This window comes from Bradyrhizobium manausense (assembly GCF_018131105.1).
Lineage (GTDB): Bacteria > Pseudomonadota > Alphaproteobacteria > Rhizobiales > Xanthobacteraceae > Bradyrhizobium > Bradyrhizobium manausense_B.
In genome coordinates, this window is the sequence record NZ_JAFCJI010000007.1 from 1 (window position 1) to 18,454 (window position 18,454).

Sequence of the window (18,454 nt, forward strand, 5' to 3'; positions counted from 1 at the left end):
GCGAAGTTCGCCGTGAACGTCGCCAGACCCGTCGGCGCCGTGCCGCCGGCCGTGTCGGTCCCGAGCGCGCTCTCGTCTAGGATCAACGTGTCCCGGAATACGTCTGACAGCCGCCCCGCCGTGGGGCCATCGTCCTGGATCGTGAACACACCGGTGCTCAGGTCGATCGGTGTCGACACGTGGTCGCCATCCGCATCCGTGATCGTCTGCACGATTTGAAGCAGCCCAGCGCTCGTCGTCAGCGTCGCGGCGTCGTCCGAATCGCCCGTGTTCGGATGCCACAGATTGTGCAGCTGCGTGAACGTCACGTCACCAGTCGTCTCGTTGATGGTGATCGTGAAGTAGGTCGTGCCGTTCGCCGTGCCGCTGATCGTGTCGCCGGACTGGTTCAGCACGATCTGCAGGCCCTGGCCCGGATGGGCCGCGTCGACGTCGGTCGGATCCAGCGCGTACAGACCCGACGCGACGTTCGAGCCCGTGAGCACCAGCTTGAACACGGTGCTGCCGGCGCCGTCGGCGCCGTAGATGCCGCCTGAGAAATTATCACCAAATTTCGCGGTCACCGTCGCCAGACCCGTCGGCGCCGTGCCGCCGGCCGTGTCGGTCCCGAGCGCACTCTCGTCCAGGATCAGCGTGTCCGTCGCCCCCGTCACCGTGCTCGGAAGCGGGCCGTCGTCCAGAATCGTCAAATGCGGACCGACGTCAGCGCTCGCGCTTGAGCTCTGGTTGCTATTGTCGGTCACCGTCGCCGTCACAGTCACCAAGCCCGCCGCCAGCGAGATTCCCTCATTGGAATCGGATGGATTGTTCTCGTGAACGCTGCGCAGATCCGTCAGCGTAATGTTGCCGGCGCCGTCCACCGAGATCGTGAAATCCCTGAGCCCGGCGGCCGCCGCTCCGGCATTCGCCCCTTCGCGGCCGACCACGACGCCGTTCTCAACGAACAGGAACACGTGATTTCCGGTCTGCGAATCGATCAGCCCGGTGTCCACGCCCGGCGCGCTGATCGACAGCGCGAAGGTCAGCGACTGCTGGCCACCCGGCACATTGAGCGTGACAGGCAGAAGCCCCGATACCGTCGTGCTCGCCAAGCTGGGTGTGGTGCCGTCAATGGCGTTCGTCGCTGATGTCAGGAAGCTCTCGTCCACCACCAGTGCCGGCAGGGCACCCAACGAGATCGTCGGCGCGGGAGAGGTTGGGGTCTGCGGCACGAAGCCGGTGGGGAAGTCGACCTGGAATGTCGGCAACTCCTCCTGCGGGGCCAGCGTATTGGTGGGCACCGGCGGCAGAGGGTCGACCGTAAACGGGCTGAAATTCGCGCCGCTCGCCTGCGCGTTGTTCTGCCCGAGCGAATCGCCGGCGGCCGGGAGAACGGCAGAGGCCGCGGATGGATCATTGATGATCGGGAACGCGCTGGCAAACTCGGCGACGGTCAGATCGCGACCCGGCGCGACCTCGATGGTGAGATTGCTGAGTTGATCGTGGCGGGAGTCGAAGAACGGCTCGACCGTTACGGTGGAGTGATTGTCGAAAAGGATGATCAGCTTTTCGCCGACATGGACGAGCGTAATCTTCTCATTCGAAATCGCCGAAAAGTCGACTTGAACCTTCTGGTCGTATCCCAGGTTCAAAACGACCGCCTGATCGGCGAATGGCTTGGTCAGCTTGAAGATGCGCGGCTGAGATGCGTTGTTCGAATTTCCGGCACCAGTTGCCTGGGCAACCCGAAACTGCTCGTTCATGAAATCTCTCCGCGAAAAGGACGTGAAGTGAAAATTACGGGTAAATTTACGTCGAAGTGTATCTTTAAGCTATTGTTAACCCCCCGAAGGGTCAAGAAAACTATTTGGTTAATCAATACTTTCGATCAGGATGTGGTAAAGGGCCGCGCGACAGCGACATGTCGCAAAACGGGGCGAAAACCGCCTGCCATTTTCGCGCATGTCGCTCCAGGCCTAGAGCGGCAGCTGGAGCTAAAGATGAGGAATTTACTGGTAACGGCCGTGCTGGCGGGATTTTTCGGGTTGCAAAGCGCCGCGGCTCAAAACTCGACGGTGCCGGATCCACAGACGGTCGAACGCACGGTCAAGGCGCTTCCAAACAAGGATACGCAAATCGGGCTTTACATTAACGTCAGACCCGATTGCACGTCCGGGCCCCTGCCAACCATCCGATTGGCAACCTCCCCGACGTCGGGAAAGGTCGTCGTAAAGTCCGGTAAGGTGAAGGCGACCAACTACAAGGCCTGCCTGGCCCTGGAAGTGCCCGCTTACATTGCCTTTTACAAGTCCCCCCCGGATTTTACGGGGGACGATCAACTGACCATTGAGGTCAAGTATGCCGGTGGACGGACCGAGATCCAAAAGATCACGGTCAGTGTCGTGGGCCCCGGCGGTCAGAAAATCTAGCGGCGGATCAAAGCCCGGGATCGGCGGCCATATGGCCAAAGCTCCGTCGATCGGGGCTTAAGTTTACTCCACCCGCGTGACCTCGCATTCGCTGCGAGAGTTAGGTCCAACCACGCCGATATTGACGTTCTTGAACTGGTAGCTCGCATGCGCGGGAACAGGCTGGTTAGCCCACACCAAAACTGTGGTGGCGCGCTCTCGATCCCCATCCATCCAGCAAGTCAGCTCGACGCTGTCGATCTTGTTGTCGGTGCCGTTGGAAAGCACAAAACTGGCAATTCCGTAATTGTCGGCGCGCCGCGTCGTCTGAAATGAATCGATCTTGACGAGTTCGCTCAGGCCGGAATGCGCTACGGGCGGTTGCGTGCCTTGCGCTGCCACGACGCCACCCAGGGCGCACAGCCCCACAAAGCAGACGATCTCGGCCAACGACCTCATCACGCGCCTCGTCCCCACACGCGGCGATCTTTCCGCGCTTTCGGGATCAGCGCAAGTGGCCGTCGCCATTGCGGCGCGACAACTCGCGCCTGCCTCACGAAGCAGCGACGTCAGTGAGAGATCGTCTTCACCAGCGAAGACTGCGCCGGGTCTGCACCGCAATCGCCGATCCGATGCGCCACGACCAGTTCGACCCTCGGCACCTGCCCTTCGCTAAGCTCATTCTGCTCAGTATAGGACTCATCACTGTGAACCGTGATCACCGTGCTGACGGGCCCCATGAAATCGCAACGGTTGGCGAAAGTGTATTGATTGTTCTTCTTTTCGGGCCTTGCAGAGACGCAGCTGCCAACCGAGGGCGACGAGAACGTCGCCTTCATCGAAACGGTCGGATCGACGCAGGCCGTCACCTCCCGCTCGAGCAAACGCTGCTTCGACTTGCGATGCGCGACCATATCGAGCGTACGAACGAAGTGCCACAGACCCTTGCGGAAGGTCGGCCCCGCAAATTCATCTGCCTTGGCTACAGTCGCGATCGGGGCCATCAGAAGCGCCACAGCGGCACAACGAATGATGGAAGATGCAAGAATTGAACGGCGGTCTGTGCTCATTGTCTCCATACCTGCTCGCTTGCTCCCCGGCGGGATAGCCGCACAGTCAAATCATTGCCGCAGGTTCACGCACCGCCGTAAAGCAAACATTAACAATACGGCAGCCCCGTTAAATTACGGCAAACTCGCATGCCCTGATCGGCTGCGCCTCGAATCGTGCGTGACCACCCCTGCTCCCCGCGCGACTTCTTGTCACGGGCGTGGACGGCCGGTCAACCACGCGCCATTACGGAGAGGTCACCAAAGGCATTAAAGGCAATTTATGGAGCATTAATTCTGGCAACCGCGGCATTTCAGTAACAGTTGCTGCTCCCTATCGCGGATAGCATTCGAGCGCGCAAACGGGTCCTGCGAGGCACGGCCGTGGCCAAATTCTGTTTATCCCGGAGCTGGCGCAAGGGCGTTCGTGTACTCTGAAGGCGCGCGTCGGGCGGTTTCCCGGTCTCGTGGGCCCACCGGAAGCCTCGGTTTTGCGCGATCAAGACGGGATAAATGCAAAGCTCCGACGTCTTGTTCAGTCTGACACACCCGCACTCGCGAACAGCAATCCCGCGGTCAGATTCCGGAAAGCCGACAATGCTCGATGCTCGGCCCCTCGCGAGTCGTCGCGAACGCCAGAATGCACCCGGTTCAGCGCGCTGTAAAACGAGACGCCGCTGATTGACCTTTGACGCTATTTTTGCTCTTTTAGTTGAATATTTCTCGCTTTTGGGGGCTGCGATGCTGAGCCGATTCAATGGGTTTCTAGGGGGAGCGATCTTTTTGAGTCTGGCGGTCGGTACGAGCGCAGCCGGCGCGGCCGATTTGGGCTTGGTGACGTCGGCCCCCGTCGGAAGCTGCAGCGAACTGGTGTTTGTCTGCGAAAATGGCCGGCAGTACCCGCTTTGCCCGATTGCGGTCTCGGTTGCCGGCGAGGTCGTTACGGCGACTCTGCACACCGGCGGACATGGCGGTGCGCATGTCCGGATGATTCCAATGGGCGTCGGCTACCGTTACGCCGGACGGGGTGTCTGGCTCGACGGTTTCCGCGAAAATGCTCTGCTAAACTTCGGTAAGCACACCCAGATCGCCTGCACCCTCGCCCACTGAGGCGAGGGCTCTACAGCGCGTAGGTTATCCCTTGGTGCGCAGCACGACGCCCTGCGACCTCGGGTACATATACGCCTTGGGCTGGACGTAGACCGGGCAGTAATTATTCCATTGATACTGCTGCCAATTCCACTTCCAGCAACCAGCTTCAACTTGCGGTTCGGAGCCGAAATCGAGACGATACGGCTCGTCTCCGAAGGGATAAGGGCCGCAATGCGCGGCACTTGAAACGAACATCACGGTCAGGGAAGTGGCGGCTGCGGCCAGCAATTTTGGCATGTTGCCCTCGATCTTCACGAGCGAATGCGCGACAGTGCCAAAGCGGGCGTTTTCAATCAAGGCCCTCGTAGGCGAATAGTCGAGCGCCGGCCGGTCGTTTGCCCGTTGCGTCTCGTTTGATGTCCTGCTGATCATCGTGGTCGCCGTGCAAGCCAATCTCGCCATTCTTGTTGCACTTGCCAATCGTCCGAACGGGCGGATTGCGTTTGCCGAGTTCGACCAGCAACTCCAAACGAACGAGGGGAACGGAAAACTCCAGGAGCCGATCGAACAGCAGGTCTCAGCCGGAATCGAGCTTATCGAGGCCGGCCTTGCCGTCGTGGATGGCGATAGCCTGGAAATTACCGAGGCCGGCCGCTCAGTCATTGAGGGCCTCTCCCATCGCTCGTTAGCCCAGGCAAATTCGCTGGAGATCATCGATCACCTGGTCGGCGCCGAGGTGCGATCGAGGATATTCAACCTCGAACTCCGCCAAGAGATCGAAACCGACGCCCCCCAAGCCTCGGACGCTCCCGCAACGGACGGGGTGGACGATGCATCTCGACCTTCGACCGAACCGAGCCCCGCGAATCCGGATGCGGCTGCGGCTGCGGCTGCTGCGCCGCGACCGGTGACGCCGCCACCCAAAAGGGCTCCGCCATCGACGATGGTCGCGCAGGCCATCACACGCGAGCCAGAACGAGCGCGAAACAGGGGCGACTCGCGAGCCCGGACGATCGGCGCATTTGTGCGGCAGTTCCATCGCCTGGGCGCGCTGTGGCGGCGGCACCTTGAGGACGATCTGCCGAAAACGCGGACGATCAACCGGGGAGCCAATTTCAACGGAATCGTAATCGCGCTCGTCAGCTTGCTGGTCGTTATCATCTGCGCCGGTGCTGCGATTGCCTTAAGACAGATCCGGTCTCTGGAAACGGAGATCTCCTCTCTACAGCGCGAACTATCGCCGCTGAAAGATAAGCTTTCACGTTTTGATCAGGCGGAGAAAACCAGGCAGGCCGAAGAAAAGGCGCGAGAAGAACGGAGCAAACGGGCAGCCGACAATCCTCCACCGCAAGCGCCGCTCTCGCTGTCGCGCGAGGAAATCCAACTCATTCGCGAGTATATCAAACCCGCGCCAGGCATCTCCTCCTCGTCCGCGCCGGCGGTTGGCGATCCGATCGTCGGAGCGACAATACCCTTCCCTTCCCCGGTTACGGACAAGGTGCCCAAACTACTTGGCGCGAAATTCGCGATCCGCAATGGGGCCATCCTGATCGTCAGAAGGGACAGCCGTCAGGTCGACGCTGTCCTTGGGCCGAACTGACTGAACCGCGGCCGGCAGACGCAATTTCTTCCAGCGGGCGCCCCCTCCGTCGACCCGTCAAAGTGCGAGCGAGTAAGGAAATTGTCTCGTGAGATCGAGATTGAGATAACCGCTGGCGTCGATCCATTGATGTGGACAATAAGCGAGTGTGCTCGGATCGATAAGCAAACCGTCTCGAACAATAGCTTCGCGGGTCCCTATTCGGCCCGTTGCGATCCTTTCGCCCTCGCGGGGATCGAAACGTAACGCATCAAATACAGCGGTGTCGTTTGTCACTCTGGACCCCAAAGGTGCTGAAATTGACGTCATTAAAGTGTCAAAGACTATCGATCCGATCAATCAAGGCAAGCGTTATCGTTTTTGCATCTGCTAACGCGCCAGGAAGGCTCAGGCCGCAGTGTTCGACCACAAACGTCACAAGCTGAAATCCAGACTATGAACGAACGTCACTAAACTCGGCACGCGGGCTGACAACGCGCTGTCAAAGACCGGCGGCCACCTTCAGCGGCACCAATTCACCAAAATCGAGCTCTTTCGCTTTCCAAGATTTTGACGTGACAGGCGCCCCTATCCGCTACCGCCAACACGGAAGAGCGGCTAGATTTATCGCTGCCCACTCCTGTTTCCAACGGCTAATCTGAGAGGAGAATTGCGATGCAAGGTCCTTCACGCACACTGGCGACGGCCGCGCTTCTTGGCCTCTGCGCCCTCGCCACATCCGGATCTGCCCTCGCGGGCGGAGGTCGGAACGGAACGGGCGGGCTCCCGACCGTCGACACCGTGTGGGGCTTCGGATACGGCCCCGGCGCATCGACCTATTGGCCATCTGCTTCCGTTGCAGAAGACAGCGGCACCTTTCGCTACGAATATCCCGTTCCCGCCGGCCATGACGTGCGAGCGATCGCCGTCGATCTCTCCAGTTCAGGCTTTCGGCATCGGCGGGTCGCCGGACCGGGAATTATCTATTATCACGGCGAGCTTCCGCGGCCATATCGCACGAATCAATACTGGTGATTGGCGAACGACCCGCGCCGCATCGGCGCCAGCGGCATCGCGATGGATCCGGCGGCATCTTCCGTCAGCCGCCGTCTCCAAGTGGCCGCAAATAGTTGCAGAGGGAAACAGTGGCGAACGCGCAAGCGCGACAACCTGTAGGGGCCTCGCTCATCCCTCCGTCTCAATCGCCGGAACGATCGAGGGGCCTTTTCGATTTGGGTCTGCGCTTGCTGATCATTCCTCTGATCGCATCGTAGGCTTCGATGAATGGGGGTGTCAGCGAGAAGAAGACGTCGAGTGCAATTGCGATGATGGCTTGTCGTAGCGAGAGGCTCTGGGCATGCGCTTCCGTCGATCCATTGGTCACCCCCGCGGCCACACCGGGACGGCGCAGCTTACGCGGCGGGATCATCACGACGACGAAGAGAACATTGATCAGCAGCCAAATACCAAGAATGATTAGCAACGTTCTCATTCAGGAAATCCCGAAAGGCGAGCCTTCAAAACATAAATTCCATCGTCCGCAGGATAAATATGCCCGGGTTCACGTCACATTTGTCCAGACTGGCCCTTGATGCAAGTAAATCTTGGCCGGCAAAAATTAAATGCCCCGCCTGAACCAGCGATCGGCACAGGAGGCGGACTACCGGGCCAACAAGGCCGGCAATTGTCGGTTTAGGCAGCGTTCTAAATTGGGCCGCGGTGAGTCATGCCCCGGCGGGCCCGCGATCGCGCGACCCTAATCCAGGAATTCGACGCCGATGCGATTTTCGCTCGACCAGACGACACGACAATCTCTGATGATACGATCCTTCTCCAGCATCAGCCTGAAACGAGGCCTGACGAAAGTTCGATCTGGAACTTCAATCGCGGCGCCCTGATTTGACAAGCTGACCACGCGGCATCGCATGCTGGATCCGTCGCCCGCGATGTAGGCAACCTCGTCGACGGTCGCGCGCTGATGTTTACGACGCTCCTCCACGGACGATTCACACCCTGCTCAAGTTCTTGCCGTTGAGGAAGTGCACGCCAATATGCGCACCATTGATCCACGCCAATTCGCAGCGACGGAAGGCCGCTCCGGTTGTCGAAAGGAGCAGGAAGAACTCCTTCAGCGCAAGACCTTCGATCGAGCCGTCAACCTTGAGCTTCGCTCCCGCTTCGGCCACATCGGTCATCTGACATTGACGGCTCCATGTCCCGTCGATAGCCACCATGTGCACGTCGATGCCGCGCGAGAACTCGACGCGTGCCGTTTCACGGTTTTCGGGGGGTAGAAAGCCAGACATACCGGGTCAAATCTGGGTTGAAACATTCAATCAAGTCGCCTCTCGTCGAGGCCTGCTATTCAGGCCCGCCGGGCGACACGCCCTTACGATATTTACGCTTCCTCAGCCGCCGACCGAGACACGCATCACTGAAATTGCTGCGTCGTCGATAGTGCGAGACAAAAATTCAGGAAAGGCTAACGGCCGGCCGGATTCGGTAAAATCGAGGCCGAACTGTCCGCGACCGATCCAGGCGCGAGTGCGAGTCGAACGAGCGCCAGCCATCCTTTAATGGATTTTACAATCCTCACTCAAACGGCATAAAACAGGCATAACTCGGTTTTACGTTCCAGTACTTTTGCGGATTTCTGGCCATGTTCCATGATGATACGGTTCCATCGCGAGCGACGGAACCTTGCCAGCCCCGGGTCGAACGGCGCCGCAACACGCCCTTGGCCCGCCTCCACCGCACTTTTGCCGGAGGCGGGCTTCCTTTCTATCTCCGTTCCCGAACTGAAAGGGGCCGCTCAAAAGAGCGGCCCCTTGCCGGTCGAAATGATTGTCCGTGATGAAATGCCAGCCCCGGCATCAACACCCTACCGGTATTGAAGTGCCATGTGGATTCCGTTCTATTACGGTGAATGATACTGCCGTAATTCGTCGGCAGGGTGCGGGCTGTGAACGTGCCGGACGGGGTAGAAATAACGTCACCTTCGGCTTCACAGCCGCTCCGGAAACGGTTGAGCACTACGCGGGCCATCAACTCTCTTGAGGCCGCGTCCCGTTCGTTGCCGGCTTTGTAGGGAAGCACTTCCCAAGAAGCCTTGCCGGGCGTAGCGGGTTACAACTTGCAAGCCGCCTCCCTCAAGCGATCACTTTAGGTAAAGGACGGTTCGATCGATGATCCGAACGTGATCGTATGATACACGTAAGCTTATGCGCTGGCTCGGCCGGGCTAGTTTGCACCAGCGATGAGCAACAAATTGTTGATCACGGGGGTGGCGAGGAACGCCACTACAAGTGCGACGTTGTAGATGTTCTTGGCGCGCCAAAGAAGAGCTGCGACAACCACTGTGGCTGCGAGTTTAGGTATTAGCCACCATTCGCCCAGCGACGTTTGACTCCACGCCATTATCGGATTTGCCTCGTGCAACCCGAGCTCCAAAAACCTGTTTGTCGTGGCGAAGTCAGCGCACCCCAATAGCAGGACCGAAAGTATTAAGATTAGCTTAATGCGGTTCATTTCAGCCTCACTGGCCTACCAATGAACCAAGGTTACTGTGGTTCCCTTAAAAAAAAGTGAGCCTCTATATCCCAATCGGATTTATCCGAGATTGGGCTGAAAACCTGCGAGCAAAGACCCGCTCGAGGAAAGGCTTTTCGACCGCATCGATCTGACTGAGGCAGGCTTTATCGCAAGGAACGGCGCGCAGTTGTAAACCACCGGCGCCGACAGCGAGGCCGCCGGAAGAGCAGAAGCTTATCTTCATAGCAGGACGTTTTATGGGAGCAAATCAAGAGCTGCTACGATCCGCCAGTTGCTGCTGGCCGCCGCCCCGGGCATTATATTCCCGTAAGCCGGCTCTGCCCTCCTAGATTCAAATCACCGTCCGGAGAAGCTTCTGAGATGCAAGTCTGGATCTATACAGACACGAGCAAGAGCGTTGGTGATCCGCAGCATCTGAGGGTCTTTGCCACGAAGCTGGACGCACAAATGTGGTTTCAGAAAAATGCTCTCCAGGGCGTCGCTTTCGCTTATCAAACCACGGTGGCGCCATGCGACAAGCGATCTTCAGCGCCGAAGGTCGAGGCAAATCTGATCAAGACGCTCCTGGTTCTTTCCGTCTTGCTACTGGGGATCGCCGATCTTTTCACGACAAACGTGATTCTGAATCTCGGCCTTCACGAATTAAACCCGTTTATGCACTTTGCTCAAACGTGGCTCGGAGTGTGGTGGCTTGTCCCCAAATTGACCCTGACCTATTTCATGATGTGGCTGCTTTGGCGAAGCAACAACCCTTACAATATCGCGATCGTCGTGGCGTTTTGCAGTACGCCAGTATGGAACAACCTGGTGATTATCGCGGGTGCGCACTGAGGCTAACGAAGTCCAGCGCCATCGGCGCTCATTCCTCATGTGCTTTCGAGCAATGTTTTTGTCTCGATGCCCATGCGACAAATGGGTAAGCCAGCAGAAGCAGATAGTTTGAGGGCATTGCATTATCGACGCCAAATGTCTTCGGCCTCTGTCCCTTGGGAAGGTATACAGTTCCAAAGAGAAGATCGTAGAATGAGAACATGCCCGCGAAATTCTTGTCTCTAGCTTCCAGCTCGGAGCTGTGGTGCCAGTGATGAAATTCGGGCGATACCAGAAGGTATCGTAGCGGGCCATAGTTCAAGTGGACGTTGGCATGAACGAGATAGGCCTGCCAATAGTAAATGAGGAAGTAAGTCCCAATCGCTTCCGAGGAAAAGCCGAGCACGAACAGCGGAAACACCGAGCCCGCTTTCATGAATATCACGTCGAGCGGATGCTGATGAACCGCAGCGAGCCAATCCAGCTCTTCGACAGCGTGATGAACGGCATGGATGTGCCACATGGCAGGCACGGCATGCAGGATTCGGTGAGTCCAGTAGACTCCGATGTCACCAATCAAAACCACGAGGATGACTTGCACAAAAAAAGGAAGAGCATCGATCGCGTGCTTCACCGCCGTGGGAAGCACCGACTGATTGACTACAATGGCTACGGCGACGATAACGACCACGCCAGCCAGAACCAGCCACCCGTTGACGAACTGGAAGACCAGATCGGTTAGCAAACCGCGTCTGAAGATTTTTTGAGACCTCGCAGCAAATAGCCGCTCGACCGGAACGAAGATCAAGAGCGTCAGCAGGAATTTGCTAAATCCAAATAGCTCGTCCATTCAACTATCGCTTCAAAACAACAAGAGCCTATCGCTAGCTTGATTATTCGCCCATCACCGCGACGCGCTGAGTGACCAGTTCAACTCGTGCCCGCGATAATCAGGATTAAAATTATTCATTGCGCTGTCTCAGCGCATGGGAGAGTATCAAATTTTGATGATGCAGACGATGAGTTTTTGCCCGGCTTTTCGTTCGGTTTATCAAAAAGTTAATTTTGGCTGGCATCCTGGAGGCCGCCCTAGCGAGTGAGCACCGCCTTGAATCGACGAGTCGTTAGTGATGTCGGGTGAGATCGCGCGTACCGCTTTTTACCTGGCCCTGCTTTTGGGAGCCATCTACGGCAGTAGGTGGATTGAAAACCGATGGCCTATCGCGGACGTTCCCCACTCAGAGTTTCGGGATGACTGGCTTGCGGTCATCGTGAGCGTCGGTTTGTCCAGCCTGCTCGCTCCGCTCGCAGCAATCATTGCAGGTACCATTGCGCGTTATACCGGGCTTGGCTGGATACACTTACCGACGGAAGGCTATTGGTGGTACGCCTCTCTCGCGTGCGTCGTGCTTGCGCTGGATCTCTACAAATACACATTCCATCGTCTCCAACACGCCATCCCGTTCCTTTGGTCGATGCATTCGTTCCATCACAGCGCGAACGCGGTCACGTTCATCACCGGCGCCCGGCATTATTGGCTTGAGAGAGTGCTGGCTGACGCATTTCTTCCAATTCTGGCGATCTTGTTTCGGATCCCGCCGGATATGGCCATCGCCACGGGCTTTATCTTCTTCATTCCCGACGCCTGTGCGCATCTGAACGTGCGCATTCCGCTCGGTCGATTTGTGACATGGATCAACAACCCGCAATGGCATCGCATCCATCACTCGGTTCTCATGGAGCATCGGGACAAGAATTTTGCCGCCTTCTTTCCCTTCTGGGACTTTCTGTTCGGCACGGCGTGCGTTCCAAAACCGGACGAGTATCCGGCAACGGGCCTTGTGCCCGCCGAACGCGTGGACATCATCAACAGCGTGATCTGGCCACTTCGACACCTGCGGCATCGAGAGGCCAGGACCGAAATTGAATAGCGACTTCGCTTGATAGCCAATCGGCCTACGGCTGATTGTTCGGAGGCCGCTCGATGAATCTCCGGCTGCCGTTGAGGAGCTCGAGATTGTTGGCGATGACCGGATTGCCCGGGTCGAGTGAATAGGCCTTCTCGAACTTACGCCGTGCCGCGCTCAGATTGCCGCGCAGCATGTAGGAGTAGCCCTGATCGTTCAGGATCTGCACGCTCTCGCCGCCGAGACGGATCGCCTGGGCATAGGCCTGGTCGGCCAGATCGAAGCGGCGCAAACGGTCATAGCTTGCCGCCAAGCCGGTCCACGCGGTCAGGTCCTTCGGCGACTTCTCGACGGCGTCCTTGAAGTAGCGCTGCGAGAGTCCGTAATTGCCGCGATTGTATTGTTCGAGTCCCATCCGCACCGGCTCGTCGGAGGGATAGTATTTGACGTCGGTCGGCTCCTGAACGGGGTCCGGACCGCCGGCGTCCACGGGCGCAACGATCGCGGCCTCGCGAACCGTGGCATCGCAGCCGGCGAGGACTGCTCCCATCAGGCAACAGCTCAGCGTCAGGATGAGACGACGCATCGGTCCCCGCCCCCCGCCGGCTCGCAGCGGCCTTTGCCAGCCCCCAACAAAATTCTGCAAAACAACCCCATGCACAGTAGCCAAACCATTCAAATAACTCGAACTTTTCTACTTGCTTGCCGCTCCGCCAACCGGTATCGAGACACCGGCCGACGCGCCCGCTCCCAATCCTTGGACGTCGATCGTCTGGGTCGGCGTGGGCCGTACCCCCATTTGCGTCGTCGGATCGCTGATGTCAGGAAGCTGATCCACCGGCTGCTTGGTGTTGCCATAGCGGGTGACGGCAGCGCCGACGCGACGCGCGTCGGTCGCGATCCTGGTGTCGCCGACATAGCGCGGCCAGGGATTGATCGTGTGCGTGACGGCGTTGACCTGCTTGGCATCGCCGGCGCTCATCGTGATGGTGTCGGAGCGCTGAAAGTAGCGATCCACCTCGTCATGCCCGGCGAGCCCATAACAGCCCCCGAGCAGGAAGGGCGCGCACAGAGCCAGATACCTGATGGTCATCTCTCGCGTCCTTCAGTTGAGGGTTTTCACGACCGGCTGGTCGACGACTGCGGCCGGAGGCGGAACGGGCGTCCTGATCTCGGGCGCGATGATGTGGCCGTAAGGTCCCTTCACCTCGCCGCCGGAATTGACGTAGTCGTCGTAACGCTTGCGGACTTCCATCTGGCCGTTGAGGAAGAAATCGACGTCGTTGGCCGGCAGCCGCGAATCCAGCGGCGAGGCCAGTTGCTGTCCCGGCGCAGCCGGCGCCACCAGGTGCGGCGTCACGATGATGACGAGATCGGTTTCCTGCTGCTGGTAGGACTTGCTGCTGAACAGAGTTCCAATCACCGGTACCGAGCCGATCCAGGGCAATTGCGAGACGTCCTGGCGGTTGCGAGTCTGGAGCAGGCCGGCGATGGCGAAGCTCTGACCATCGCGCAACTCGACCGTGGTGCGCGCGTCGCGCCGCGAAAGAGCGGGAATCGTCGTCCCCGCGATCGTGACCGCGTTCGAGAAATCGAGCTCGCTGACGGACGGTTCGACCCGAAGGTTGATCGTGCCACGCGAAAGAACGGTGGGAACGAAGGCCAGTTCGACACCGAACTTCTTGAATTCGATCGTCACGGTCGGCACCAGCCCGGCAGTGCCCGCTGTGGAGGCTACCGGAACCGGAAATTCACCGCCGGCAAGAAAGCGCGCAGAGTCGCCGGAAAGCGTGGTCAAGTTCGGCTCCGCCAGCCGGCGTGCCAATCCCTTGGTTTCCAACGCAGAGATCAGCAGGTCGACCGAGCCGCCGTTGCTGGTCCTGATGATACTGGTGAGCAAGCTTCCGAACGGAGCCGGAGCGACTCCGCCTGCGGTGCCGACAAGCGTCCCGATCGTTCCAAGGATAGGGAGGCTTCCCGTGGGCGCCTGACCAACCGGGCCGCCTCCAGTGCCGAGAGCACCGTTGGCGGTATTGATGCCGCCAATAGGTGCACGACCCACAGCCGTAACCGCACCACGCCCAGTGTTTCCGACGTTAGTGCCATTGGCATTAGCCGCATAGAGGTTGACGCCCAGGTCGCGGCCAGCGTCCCGGTTTACCTCGAGAAAGCGCACCTCCAGCATCACCTGCTGCGGCGCTGCCACGCTCATCGCATTGACGACGGTGCCCCCCTTGGCGACCGTGCCTGTCGCAATCGCCATCGCCCGCTCGGCCGCGACGGCATCGGGGACCGTTCCGCTCAGCACCACCTGCCCCTCGGACGAGGAAACGCGAACGCTGGCGGAGCCGGTGCTGGCGCGGATGTTCTGCTGCAGGCTGTTGGTATCGATGGCGACCTCGACATCGAGGATGCCGATCTGCTTCATCGCGGCGTCGAACAGGATGACGTTGGTGGTGCCGGTTTGCTTGCCCTGGATGTAGATCAGGTGGTCGCTCAGCGACTTGACGTCGGCAATGTCGGACGAGCCCGCCACGATGGTCGCAAAAGCCTGCTCGACCCGGAAGGTCCTGGACTTGTTGACGATGACCTTGATGCGCTGGACGTCGTTCATCTCGCTGACGAACACGCCACCGCCGGACACCCGGCGGTCGGCAGCGCCCGCGCGGTCCGCGGAGCCCGCAAACGCAAGTCCGGTGCTCAGAGCCAAAACGCTCAGGGCGAAACGCCTGCTTCCGGCCCCCATGAAAACGCGACCGCCACCCATTTCGAAACCCCTTGCCGCATTCTGCGGCTGTCCCCCAACAATGTATTCCGGGCGCCTTAGCAACTCTCCTTCGCACGCAACGCCACAGAGCTTACAATTCGTTCCACTACAAACCGTTACCGGTTTTTATGGCAGCTGCACCGGACATTAAATGTTCCCTTGCATCCGCCCGGGATTAAAGCCGCCGGCCGCGTACCACGCCACAGAGGATCATCGTCAATCACACACTGAATTGGCAAGGCGGGACCTCTCGTGCAGTGCGTAAGCACCGCAAAAAACTGTTAAATGTGGCCCCTGAGCACCACTTCTCGTTGCTGGGTCGAATCCGCCCGGTCTGTGGCCGTCCACAAACCAATAGGTGGAATGGCACCACCGAGCCCCGATGAATTATCACGGCTGCTACCGGCCGAAGCGCCGCCCCTCAGGTCCCGCCTAAAACGGGATCTTGGTCGATGCGCTCGGCGCATTGAAGGATGAGCCCCAGCCCGTGAAAAGCATGGTGAAGCCCGACTGTGATGCCGTCACAGTCAGCGCGGACGCAGACGCGGCAGTGCTCACCGTGGGCGCAAGTCCGCCACTATACAGGAAGGGAACGATGGCCTGCTTGTCCGCGTCCGACAGATAGTCAGCAGTACAAGCGGATGGGGATGTGCCCGCTATGACAGCGGGCGTGTAGCAATTGACGATGTTCGCCCGCGCGCTGGCACTGGCAAGCATGCGCAACGATTGCATCGTGATCGCATATCGTCCGAAATCGAAGATGGTGAACATCAGAACGAACAGGGATCCGCCGACGAGGCAAAACTCGAAAGCGGCAACCCCGCGCTGATCGAGCTTTTTCATCACTGCACCAGACGCACGGTTTGGATATTCGGCTCTGCAGCCGACCCGCTACCCGCAGAGCCAATACATCCAGAGTTGTCCAGCGTCGTGCTGCCGGTGAATGACACGGCGTAGGCTATGACCTGGTAACAACCCGAACTGGGGGCACCCGACGAATTGCCTCCATAGGTGACGGGCGTATTAGGCACATAGACCGTGCCGTTGAAATAGCTCGTGGAGGTGCCACTGATGTTGACGCCTTGCTTCGTATAGGCCTCGTCATCATAGATGAGAAGCTTGGTCATCAGAGCCTTCACAGTTGAGGACAGTGTCGATGGCCCGGTGGGCGACGTCATCGCCGTCAGTTGAATGGTCGGGGTTCCGGTAACGGTGAAAGTTGCCCCTCCGAAAAAAATCAGGGTCGCCGTCCCTTTTATGGTTGGGCTGCCATTCAGCTTGACGTTTCCCGTAAAATAGTACGTGCCGCTCATCGTAGACGGGAACGTCGGATTGCCGGAGTTGTAACAGGCACCAGCTTCATACGAGACGGCCGTGGAGCCGCTGCAGGCTTTGTTCGGGAAATCCTTTGTACTTAGCGCAGCCATCGCCGCGGCCACCGCGCTGAGCGGATCCGGAATCGGTTGCTGATACGTTTTTACGCCCGTGCACTGGCTCCCGCCGGTCTGAGAACAGCTACCGACCGTGTAGCTTGGCGCATTTACCGAGATGCCCGAATTGCCGATGAAGCCGATCCCGTTTGCCGCAGCACTGTTCGACGAAATGCCGCACGTTGGTGACGATACGTTAGCGCTGCCCTGAAACGTAACAGGGTCTTTCAGGGCCAGCACACATGGGGGCTTCGCCAAACTGTCAACGCCGGCAACCGCGCTCGCAACCACATTGATCGTCGATAGACCCAGCAACTGAGCGAGGTATGCCGGCTGCTGCTGACTGATGGTGGCCTGGACGTAGCTTCCTGCAGTTCCGTTCCACGACCCCAGCGTGGCGATCTGCACCGACTTCGACACGCCTGCTGGAAGGCTGGTAGCACACGTGGCGCCGGGATAGGATGTGTCGCCTGAATTGCAGAACGAGTTCTGCGCTGCAACCTGCTTGCCGCGATAATCGACTGACTGCGTATTGCTGCAGGTTACGCCAGGCTGTGGAGCCTTGTCGCACGCCAACCGCAGGGCGCCCGAATAGGCGGCCGCATCGGCCGCGCCCTGAGCGCGTTGCTTGGTCACGTACCAGGATGCAGCCTCGCCTCCCAATGCCATAGCCCCGATCAAGGGCACTAACGCGACCACCGTTGCAAACGCGGCGGACCCTCGACGGCAGCGAAGCATGTCACGCATGGGACACCTATTGGAATCGCTCTGAGTATGTCAGCGTAAACGAACAGGCGTTGCCGGTGGTGCTCGTGCACAACACCGACGACAACACCATCGGGCTCAGCGTGATCGTTGTCGAATACACGTACCATTTGGCGAACGACGCACCAGAATTTCCAGAAGCGCAAACAGCATTGCTGTCGCCGCAAATGAGCTGAATGCTGGTGATCGGATAGCGGCTGTCGGCCTTGGCGAGCGCGGCCGACGACCAACCGGACGCGCTCGTGACGTCCGGTGGCGGCGAATACAGGATCGATTGCCCGAACGCGCGCAATGCCGAAAGCGCCGAAATGTACTGGTAGCCGGCCACGGCAAGATCAGCGAGCGGAAGAAAGATCACCGTCATCAGAAAAAGGTAGACGAACGGCATCTCGAACGCGACGGCGCCGCGTTGATCCGCGATAAGTGAACGTCTGCCGCTCTTGCGCCTCATCCGACCACTCACCTTCATCACCAGACGTACGGTATCAATCTCCAGCGCGAGGCTTCGTAACTCGCGTACTCGGAGCAGTTGCGCCGAAGCAGATCCTCTTCGTAGTAGATCCGGCATACCTGCACGCCCAGGTGCAACACGAACAGGGCCAGCGTCAGCGGCGACAAGACCTTGAGAACCACACCGAATATCGCGATCTCCTCCGCCAGATAGAGCGGATGCTTGATCCAGCGGTACGGACCTGACTGCACCACCGTGCGCGCCTGCGGCACCAGGCTGAACGACCGGCCAAGATGCCTGATCGTGAAGAGCATCATGGCCATGCCGATCAACAGGCACGCCGTGGACGCAATATTCGGCAGCGCCTTGTCGGTCTCGGCGAAGAAGCCGATCGTCCACGGCAAATAGGTGCCGACAAACGCCGCCACCCGCGGCAGCAAGCCATCCGCATGCGCCTTTGCCGGTGGCCGTGTCATGACCAGGAGCCCGAGCAGGACGTAGAAACTGGCGAGACAGAAGCTCGACAGGACGATCGACCAGGAATCGGAAAACGATCCGACCTTGATGGCGTAGACGAGCGCCAGCAGCATGAACCACATGCCGCCGAGCAGCTGCATCATCCGCTCGTAACTCGATTTATTCGATAATGTGACGGTGCTCATAAA

21 protein-coding genes are annotated in these 18,454 nt (G+C 59.0%); 5 read left to right on the forward strand and 16 right to left on the reverse strand.

Annotated elements, in window-relative coordinates; translation table 11 throughout:
- On the reverse strand, positions 1-1,631 hold a 1,631-nt coding region (locus JQ631_RS30670; protein ID WP_249161301.1), incomplete at its 3' end, for a DUF5801 repeats-in-toxin domain-containing protein.
- Here JQ631_RS30670 and JQ631_RS32425 point away from each other — a divergent pair.
- Positions 1,602-2,408, forward strand: a complete 807-nt coding sequence (locus JQ631_RS32425) for a hypothetical protein (protein ID WP_249161303.1) — start codon at positions 1,602-1,604, stop codon at positions 2,406-2,408. The two genes, JQ631_RS30670 and JQ631_RS32425, sit on opposite strands and share 30 nt — an antisense overlap.
- A gap of 63 nt (positions 2,409-2,471) precedes the next feature.
- Here the strand turns inward: JQ631_RS32425 and JQ631_RS30680 are convergent, their stop codons facing one another.
- The gene (locus tag JQ631_RS30680; RefSeq protein ID WP_212333342.1) at positions 2,472-2,837 is read right to left on the reverse strand and encodes a hypothetical protein; all 366 of its coding nucleotides are present in this window, start codon (positions 2,835-2,837) and stop codon (positions 2,472-2,474) included.
- 119 nt (positions 2,838-2,956) lie between these two features.
- Positions 2,957-3,457 carry a hypothetical protein gene (locus JQ631_RS30685; RefSeq protein ID WP_249161304.1) on the reverse strand — a complete coding sequence of 167 codons (501 nt, stop codon included), beginning with the start codon at positions 3,455-3,457 and terminating at the stop codon, positions 2,957-2,959.
- A gap of 660 nt (positions 3,458-4,117) precedes the next feature.
- On the opposite strand from JQ631_RS30685, the gene JQ631_RS30690 reads away from it, so the two are divergent.
- Positions 4,118-4,546: a hypothetical protein gene (locus JQ631_RS30690; RefSeq protein WP_249161306.1), complete on the forward strand. Its 429-nt coding sequence runs from the start codon at positions 4,118-4,120 to the stop codon at positions 4,544-4,546.
- 24 nt (positions 4,547-4,570) lie between these two features.
- Here JQ631_RS30690 and JQ631_RS30695 read toward each other — a convergent pair whose 3' ends face one another.
- Positions 4,571-4,960, reverse strand: coding sequence for a hypothetical protein (locus JQ631_RS30695; RefSeq protein WP_249161308.1), 390 nt, complete (start codon positions 4,958-4,960; stop codon positions 4,571-4,573).
- 1 nt (position 4,961) lies between these two features.
- Between JQ631_RS30695 and JQ631_RS32430 the strand changes: the two genes are divergently transcribed.
- Positions 4,962-6,128: a hypothetical protein gene (locus tag JQ631_RS32430; protein WP_249161310.1), complete on the forward strand. Its 1,167-nt coding sequence runs from the start codon at positions 4,962-4,964 to the stop codon at positions 6,126-6,128.
- A 1,177-nt stretch (positions 6,129-7,305) separates the two neighbouring features.
- Here the strand turns inward: JQ631_RS32430 and JQ631_RS30705 are convergent.
- From JQ631_RS30705 to JQ631_RS30720, 4 genes are all read right to left on the reverse strand, one after another.
- On the reverse strand, positions 7,306-7,599 hold the full coding sequence (locus JQ631_RS30705; RefSeq protein WP_212333347.1) for a hypothetical protein: 294 nt from the start codon (positions 7,597-7,599) through the stop codon (positions 7,306-7,308).
- 264 nt (positions 7,600-7,863) lie between these two features.
- Positions 7,864-8,106, reverse strand: a complete 243-nt coding sequence (locus JQ631_RS30710) for a PilZ domain-containing protein (RefSeq protein WP_212333350.1) — start codon at positions 8,104-8,106, stop codon at positions 7,864-7,866.
- A gap of 7 nt (positions 8,107-8,113) precedes the next feature.
- On the reverse strand, positions 8,114-8,413 hold the full coding sequence (locus tag JQ631_RS30715) for a PilZ domain-containing protein (RefSeq protein ID WP_212333353.1): 300 nt from the start codon (positions 8,411-8,413) through the stop codon (positions 8,114-8,116).
- 934 nt (positions 8,414-9,347) lie between these two features.
- The gene (locus JQ631_RS30720) at positions 9,348-9,635 is read right to left on the reverse strand and encodes a DUF5658 family protein (protein ID WP_212333356.1); all 288 of its coding nucleotides are present in this window, start codon (positions 9,633-9,635) and stop codon (positions 9,348-9,350) included.
- A gap of 384 nt (positions 9,636-10,019) precedes the next feature.
- On the opposite strand from JQ631_RS30720, the gene JQ631_RS32435 reads away from it, so the two are divergent.
- Complete coding sequence (locus JQ631_RS32435) at positions 10,020-10,490, forward strand: DUF5658 family protein (RefSeq protein ID WP_249161312.1); 471 nt, start codon at positions 10,020-10,022, stop codon at positions 10,488-10,490.
- Between the two features lie 28 nt (positions 10,491-10,518).
- On the opposite strand, the gene JQ631_RS30730 is transcribed toward JQ631_RS32435, so the two are convergent.
- Positions 10,519-11,319: a sterol desaturase family protein gene (locus JQ631_RS30730; RefSeq protein ID WP_212333359.1), complete on the reverse strand. Its 801-nt coding sequence runs from the start codon at positions 11,317-11,319 to the stop codon at positions 10,519-10,521.
- 280 nt (positions 11,320-11,599) lie between these two features.
- Between JQ631_RS30730 and JQ631_RS30735 the strand changes: the two genes are divergently transcribed.
- Positions 11,600-12,400: a sterol desaturase family protein gene (locus JQ631_RS30735; RefSeq protein WP_212333362.1), complete on the forward strand. Its 801-nt coding sequence runs from the start codon at positions 11,600-11,602 to the stop codon at positions 12,398-12,400.
- Between the two features lie 25 nt (positions 12,401-12,425).
- Here the strand turns inward: JQ631_RS30735 and JQ631_RS30740 are convergent, their stop codons facing one another.
- From JQ631_RS30740 to JQ631_RS30770, 7 genes are all read right to left on the reverse strand, one after another.
- Positions 12,426-12,962 (reverse strand): tetratricopeptide repeat protein, encoded by a 537-nt coding sequence (locus JQ631_RS30740; protein WP_212333366.1) that lies wholly within the window; start codon positions 12,960-12,962, stop codon positions 12,426-12,428.
- Between the two features lie 108 nt (positions 12,963-13,070).
- Positions 13,071-13,469: a hypothetical protein gene (locus JQ631_RS30745; RefSeq protein WP_212333369.1), complete on the reverse strand. Its 399-nt coding sequence runs from the start codon at positions 13,467-13,469 to the stop codon at positions 13,071-13,073.
- A 12-nt stretch (positions 13,470-13,481) separates the two neighbouring features.
- Complete coding sequence (locus JQ631_RS30750) at positions 13,482-15,143, reverse strand: type II and III secretion system protein family protein (protein ID WP_212333372.1); 1,662 nt, start codon at positions 15,141-15,143, stop codon at positions 13,482-13,484.
- Positions 15,144-15,575: 432 nt separating this feature from the next.
- Positions 15,576-15,986: a TadE family protein gene (locus JQ631_RS30755; RefSeq protein ID WP_249161314.1), complete on the reverse strand. Its 411-nt coding sequence runs from the start codon at positions 15,984-15,986 to the stop codon at positions 15,576-15,578.
- Positions 15,986-17,320, reverse strand: a complete 1,335-nt coding sequence (locus tag JQ631_RS30760) for a pilus assembly protein TadG-related protein (RefSeq protein WP_212333378.1) — start codon at positions 17,318-17,320, stop codon at positions 15,986-15,988. The genes JQ631_RS30755 and JQ631_RS30760 overlap by 1 nt, the downstream gene beginning before the upstream one ends.
- Positions 17,321-17,327: 7 nt before the next feature.
- Positions 17,328-17,789 carry a hypothetical protein gene (locus tag JQ631_RS30765; protein WP_212333381.1) on the reverse strand — a complete coding sequence of 154 codons (462 nt, stop codon included), beginning with the start codon at positions 17,787-17,789 and terminating at the stop codon, positions 17,328-17,330.
- 17 nt (positions 17,790-17,806) lie between these two features.
- Complete coding sequence (locus JQ631_RS30770; protein ID WP_212333384.1) at positions 17,807-18,451, reverse strand: methyltransferase family protein; 645 nt, start codon at positions 18,449-18,451, stop codon at positions 17,807-17,809.
- Between the last annotated feature and the right edge of the window lie 3 nt (positions 18,452-18,454).

Coding starts and splice junctions, on each gene's coding strand:
- JQ631_RS30750 (WP_212333372.1), bottom strand. CDS start 15,143: ATGGGTGGCGGTCGCGTTTTCATGGGGGCCGGAAGCAGGCGTTTCGCC.
- JQ631_RS30720 (WP_212333356.1), bottom strand. CDS start 9,635: ATGAACCGCATTAAGCTAATCTTAATACTTTCGGTCCTGCTATTGGGG.
- JQ631_RS30765 (WP_212333381.1), bottom strand. CDS start 17,789: ATGAGGCGCAAGAGCGGCAGACGTTCACTTATCGCGGATCAACGCGGC.
- JQ631_RS30730 (WP_212333359.1), bottom strand. CDS start 11,319: ATGGACGAGCTATTTGGATTTAGCAAATTCCTGCTGACGCTCTTGATC.
- JQ631_RS30760 (WP_212333378.1), bottom strand. CDS start 17,320: ATGCGTGACATGCTTCGCTGCCGTCGAGGGTCCGCCGCGTTTGCAACG.
- JQ631_RS30740 (WP_212333366.1), bottom strand. CDS start 12,962: ATGCGTCGTCTCATCCTGACGCTGAGCTGTTGCCTGATGGGAGCAGTC.
- JQ631_RS30705 (WP_212333347.1), bottom strand. CDS start 7,599: ATGAGAACGTTGCTAATCATTCTTGGTATTTGGCTGCTGATCAATGTT.
- JQ631_RS32435 (WP_249161312.1), top strand. CDS start 10,020: ATGCAAGTCTGGATCTATACAGACACGAGCAAGAGCGTTGGTGATCCG.
- JQ631_RS30745 (WP_212333369.1), bottom strand. CDS start 13,469: ATGACCATCAGGTATCTGGCTCTGTGCGCGCCCTTCCTGCTCGGGGGC.
- JQ631_RS30685 (WP_249161304.1), bottom strand. CDS start 3,457: ATGAGCACAGACCGCCGTTCAATTCTTGCATCTTCCATCATTCGTTGT.
- JQ631_RS30770 (WP_212333384.1), bottom strand. CDS start 18,451: ATGAGCACCGTCACATTATCGAATAAATCGAGTTACGAGCGGATGATG.
- JQ631_RS30695 (WP_249161308.1), bottom strand. CDS start 4,960: ATGATCAGCAGGACATCAAACGAGACGCAACGGGCAAACGACCGGCCG.
- JQ631_RS30735 (WP_212333362.1), top strand. CDS start 11,600: ATGTCGGGTGAGATCGCGCGTACCGCTTTTTACCTGGCCCTGCTTTTG.
- JQ631_RS30755 (WP_249161314.1), bottom strand. CDS start 15,986: ATGAAAAAGCTCGATCAGCGCGGGGTTGCCGCTTTCGAGTTTTGCCTC.
- JQ631_RS30715 (WP_212333353.1), bottom strand. CDS start 8,413: ATGTCTGGCTTTCTACCCCCCGAAAACCGTGAAACGGCACGCGTCGAG.